Below are 1,167 nucleotides of genomic sequence, written 5' to 3'. Positions count from 1 at the left end.
GGCCCAGGCCGTCGTACCCGTAAGAAGAGGTGCGGCCCCCCTCGGCGACGCTCACGAGCCTCCCGGCCTCGTCGTACCCGAAATTGACGGTGCCTTCCGGGAAGGCAATGCTTTTGAGCCGACCATCAGGATAGTAGTCGAGTTCGATGTCCTGGCCGCGGGCGTTGACGACCCTCCGCAGGAGGCCGCCGGGGGCGTACTCGTAGCGCACGGTTCCGCCGGAGGCGTAGGTCTTGCCTACGAGCCGCCCGTTGGGATCGTAGGCGAAAGTAGTGGCCTGGCCGTTGGGGTCCTTCACTTCCACCAGGTTGCCGGCGGCGTCGTACTTCCAGGCGCTTCTCCCGCCCAGGGGATCGACGACCTCCGTCAAGCGGCCGAGCTTGTCGTAAGTGTATTGCGTGGCGTGCCCGGCCGGATCGGTGACCCTCTCCACCCGCTCCAGGGGGTCGAGTTCGTGAACGATGGTATGCCCCAGGGCGTCGGTGACGGTCCTCCGGCCGCCGTCGTAGGTGACGGTAAGGACTTTAACGCCCCGGGCGTCGGTAATGCCGGTCACCCGGCCCAGAGCGTCGTACTCAAGGTTCAGGGTGTGCCCCAGCGGGTCGGTTATGGTTTTGAGGTTCCCCCGGGGGTCGTAGGTGTAGGTGATAGTGTTCCCCAGGGGGTCGGTGGCCGCCACGAGCCTGCCTTCGGGGTCGTAGGCATAGGTGGTAACCCGGGAGATCCCTCCACCTTCCTCCCGTATCTTAACCAGGTTGTTGTCGCCGTCGTACTCGTAGGAGAGGGTGACCCCTCCGGGACGCAGCTCTTTTACCATCCGGCCCCGGGAGTCGTACTCGAAGCGCCAGACCCTGCCAGCCGGGTCTTTGACCTCAAGCAGGTTGTCGTTGCCGTTGTAGGCGAAGGTAAAGGTGCGCCCCGCCGCGTCCGTGAGGGACACGAGCCTGCCGGCGGCATCGTAGGAGTAGCGGGTGGTCTCCCCGGCGGGATCGGTGACGGAGCCTACCAGCCCACCCTCGTAGGTGTAGGTTATTTTCCTCCCCCCCGGGCAGGGTTTTGCTCTTCAGAAGGCCGTCCGGGTAGTACTCGTAGACGGTCTCGTTGCCCAGGGGGTCGATCTCCTTTATGAGCCGGTTCTGGGAGTCGTAGCAGTAGCGGGTGGTAGCA

2 protein-coding genes are annotated in these 1,167 nt (G+C 64.9%); both read right to left on the bottom strand.

What is annotated here, in order from left to right; genetic code table 11:
* Window positions 1-940, bottom strand: a 940-nt coding sequence (locus DXX99_RS10955; RefSeq protein ID WP_134643019.1) for an RHS repeat domain-containing protein, incomplete at its 3' end; no start/stop codon positions are given.
* Window positions 873-1,167: RHS repeat domain-containing protein (locus tag DXX99_RS11385; protein ID WP_134643018.1), on the bottom strand; the 295-nt coding region annotated here is incomplete at its 5' end. The genes DXX99_RS10955 and DXX99_RS11385, both read right to left, overlap by 68 nt.

The sequence above is a fragment of the Ammonifex thiophilus genome (genome assembly GCF_003368535.1).
GTDB lineage: Bacteria > Bacillota > Desulfotomaculia > Desulfotomaculales > Ammonificaceae > Ammonifex > Ammonifex thiophilus.
Note: the sequence above shows the minus strand (reverse complement) of the source record. Positions and strands in the feature narration are given on the sequence as shown.